The organism is Mycobacterium sp. GA-1841 (assembly GCF_001954135.1).
GTDB lineage: Bacteria > Actinomycetota > Actinomycetes > Mycobacteriales > Mycobacteriaceae > Mycobacterium.
This window is the reverse complement of the sequence record NZ_MBEQ01000118.1, coordinates 1-3493: the sequence shown is the minus strand read 5'-3', so window position 1 is coordinate 3493 and position 3493 is coordinate 1. Positions and strand designations below refer to the sequence as shown.

Here is a 3493-nt window from a genome sequence, read left to right as displayed (position 1 = left end):
AGGTGAAACCTGGCCGCCCACTGAGGTAAGAGAATCTAGCCTTCGATGAAGGTCTCCAGCTGGATGCGGGCGACGTCGTCGGCGATCTGCTTCGGCGGGCTCTTCATCAGGTAGGCCGAGGCCGCCTCCACGGGGCCACCGATGCCGCGGTCCTTGGCGATCTTGGCGGCGCGCACCGCGTCGATGATCACACCGGCCGAGTTGGGCGAATCCCACACCTCGAGCTTGTACTCCAGGTTCAGCGGCACGTCACCGAAGGCGCGGCCTTCCAGTCGGACGTAGGCCCACTTGCGGTCGTCGAGCCATGCGACGTGGTCCGACGGGCCGATGTGGACGTTCTTGTCCTCGACCTTGCCGGCCAGCGAACCGGTCAGGTTGGAGGTGACGGCCTGGGTCTTGGAGACCTTCTTGGACTCCAGGCGCGAGCGCTCCAGCATGTTCAGGAAGTCCATGTTGCCGCCGACGTTGAGCTGGTAGGTGCGGTCCAGCGTGACGCCGCGATCTTCGAACAGCTTGGCCATCACGCGGTGGGTGATGGTCGCGCCGACCTGGCTCTTGATGTCGTCGCCGACGATCGGCACCCCGGCGTCCTCGAACTTCTTGGCCCATACCGGATCGGAGGCGATGAACACCGGCAGCGCGTTGACGAAGGCCACCCCGGCGTCGATGGCGCACTGGGCGTAGAACTTGTCGGCCTCTTCCGAGCCCACCGGCAGGTAGGAGACGAGCACGTCGACCTTGGCGTCCTTGAGCGCCTTGACCACGTCGACGGGCTCGAAGTCGGAGATCTCGATCGTGTCGGCGTAGTACTTGCCGATGCCGTCGAGCGTCGGGCCGCGCTGCACGGTCACGTTGGTCGGCGGCACGTCGGCGATCTTGATGGTGTTGTTCTCCGAGGCGAAGATGGCCTCGGACAGGTCGAAGCCGACCTTCTTGGCGTCCACGTCGAACGCGGCCACGAACTTCACGTCACGGACGTGGTAGGGGCCGAACTTCACATGCATCAGGCCGGGCACGCTGCTGTTCTCGTCGGCGTTCTGGTAGTACTGCACACCCTGTACCAGGGACGCCGCGCAGTTGCCGACGCCGACAATGGCGACCCGGATCTCTCCTGCGTGCTCAGACATGGACGGTCTCCTTACTCAAATTCGGTACTGCTCGACATCGGGCTGCGTCATTGCGGTTCTGGGCGACTCTGGCCCAGTCGTTCAGCCGCGATCAACTCGTTGAGCCAGTTCACTTCTCGCTCACTGGACTCCAGCCCCAGCTGGTGGAGCTGGCGGGTATAGCGGTCGAACGAGCTGCTGGCCCGCGCCACGGCTTCACGCAGACCTTCCCGTCGTTCCTCTACCTGCCGACGGCGCCCCTCCAGGATTCGCATCCGGGCTTCAGCCGGGGTGCGGTTGAAGAAGGCCAGGTGAACGCCGAACCCGTCGTCGGAGTAGTTCTGTGGACCGGTGTCGGCCACAAGTTCGGCGAAGCGCTGCTTGCCGGCGTCCGTGAGCTGGTAGACCCGACGCCCGCGGCGCACCTTGGTCGATCCCAGCGGCGCGGCATCCTCGTCGATCAGCCCGTCGGCCTGCATACGGCGCAGTGCCGGATAGAGCGAACCGTAGGAGAAGGCCCGGAACGCGCCAAGCAGCCCCGTCAGGCGTTTACGCAGCTCATAGCCATGCATCGGCGATTCGAGCAGAAGACCCAGGATCGCGAGCTCCAGCACAGAATCACCTCTTTCGACAGTCCGATGCATTGACCGCTACGACGAATCAACACCTCGCCAAACTGTATCGCGCCGATATATTCGACGACAAGGCGGTCCCAGCGCGGCCGGTTCGCGGCTCAGCGGTCGGCGCGCCAGATCTGTTTGGTGGTGCCGTCCGGGAACAGCTCGATGTGACCGGACCCGAAATCACTGTTGACGTGGATGTCGATGGTCACCGCATCCGGGGTCGACGGGTCCTCGGCCGGGCTCACCCGCAGCCACACATCCTTGACGTCGGCGCGTTGGACACCGACGGTGTCGGGCGCGCCCCGCAGCACGGCCAGGGTCTTCTCGAAGTCGAACTTGGCGAGGTCGACCAGCCGATCGTCGTTGTCCAGGGCACTGGGCGACGAACTGGGATCGCCCCAGCCACCGCGGTAGTAATAGGTCTGCTTGCGCCGATTGTCCTGCGGATCGGGCCGATCCAACATCGCCATGTCGGTGTGGATGTCCACCTCGAAGCCCATGGTGTTGCCGAACCGCTGCCGCATCTGGTCGAACAGTCCGGTGAAACCGTTGAGCGACTGCAGCTGTTTGGGTGGCGTCAGCACGACCGGTTCGATGCCGTCGGGCACCGCACCGGGATCGGGGGTGAAGCTCAACGGCGAGGACGTGTTTCCGTACAGACCCCAGCCGATACCCATGCCGAGCAGCACCAGCACCGCCGCGACCGCCAGTCGCAGACCCCAGCCTGTCCCCGGCGGGCCGGGCTTACGCGGCTTGGCCAGCGTCGGTAGTTGCACGGGCGCGTTGGAGTTCTGCAGGTCGTCGACCAAGCGGGCGAGATCGCCCAGCGTGGTGGCGTTGGTGGCCGCGGCCACGCGTTGCCGGTGTTCCTCCATCGACAGTTGGCCTTCACTCAGCGCGTTGTCGAGCACCTTGCAGGTGTCGTTGCGGTCGCTGTCCTTGGCCCGCGTCATCGAGGTCTGCCGTGTTGCCACGGAGCATGATCGTAGGAGCTGTGACGCGGTCGCGCCTCCGTCTCCAGTGGGCCGACGTACTCTGGTCAACGTGCGATTGCAGAGACAGGTGGTGGACTACGCGCTCCGGCGGCGGTCCCTGCTGGCTGAGGTCTATTCGGGGCGCACCGGCGTCTCGGAGGTCTGTGATGCCAACCCCTACCTGCTGCGCGCGGCGAAGTTTCACGGCAAGCAAAGCTCGGTGATGTGCCCGATCTGCCGTAAAGAGCAGCTCACGCTGGTGTCGTGGGTATTCGGCGAGCATCTGGGCCCGGTCTCGGGTTCGGCCCGCACCGCGGAGGAGCTGGTGATGTTGGCAACTCGTTTCGACGAGTTCGCAGTCCATGTGGTGGAGGTATGCCGCACCTGCAGTTGGAATCATCTGGTCAAGTCATATGTGTTGGGTGCGCCGCGGCCACCGAAGGCACGGGGGACCCGACCCACGCGCAAGTCCGCGCGTACGGCCAGTGAATAGCGAAGGGCGCCACAGCCGGTCAGCCAACGACGCCCGTGATGCGGCTGACCGCCTCGGCGCGCGCGGCAACCGGCCACCGGCGCGGGAGAACCGGCCACCGGCGCGGGACAACGCCCCCGGCAGCACCCCGACGGGACGCGACAACGGGCCAACCGGTCGGCCCCGGCCCGCCGTGCCGCCGGATGACCGGCTCACCGCGATACTGCCCCCGGTGCGGGACGGGCGACCGGCCCCGCTGGATGTGGTCAAGGCGGCGATGGACGGCACCCCGCCGCCCAAACCCCCGCCACCGGTGTC

At 66.0% G+C, this 3493-nt stretch carries 4 protein-coding genes and 1 pseudogene; 2 read left to right on the top strand and 3 right to left on the bottom strand.

Annotation, left to right across the window (positions count from 1 at the left end):
• Positions 1-35 precede the first annotated feature (35 nt).
• The 3 genes from A5740_RS26685 to A5740_RS26675 form a co-directional block, all read right to left on the bottom strand.
• Positions 36-1127 (bottom strand): inositol-3-phosphate synthase, encoded by a 1092-nt coding sequence (locus A5740_RS26685; RefSeq protein ID WP_067774629.1) that lies wholly within the window; start codon positions 1125-1127, stop codon positions 36-38.
• A 47-nt stretch (positions 1128-1174) separates the two neighbouring features.
• The gene (locus tag A5740_RS26680; RefSeq protein WP_067774632.1) at positions 1175-1720 is read right to left on the bottom strand and encodes a PadR family transcriptional regulator; all 546 of its coding nucleotides are present in this window, start codon (positions 1718-1720) and stop codon (positions 1175-1177) included.
• 119 nt (positions 1721-1839) lie between these two features.
• Positions 1840-2682, bottom strand: coding sequence for a DUF1707 domain-containing protein (locus A5740_RS26675; protein WP_076199223.1), 843 nt, complete (start codon positions 2680-2682; stop codon positions 1840-1842).
• Between the two features lie 91 nt (positions 2683-2773).
• On the opposite strand from A5740_RS26675, the gene A5740_RS26670 reads away from it, so the two are divergent.
• Positions 2774-3196: a DUF5318 family protein gene (locus tag A5740_RS26670; protein WP_076199224.1), complete on the top strand. Its 423-nt coding sequence runs from the start codon at positions 2774-2776 to the stop codon at positions 3194-3196.
• A pseudogene (locus A5740_RS28625) lies at positions 3189-3493 on the top strand (hypothetical protein); the annotation flags it as partial. The gene A5740_RS26670 and the pseudogene A5740_RS28625, both read left to right, overlap by 8 nt.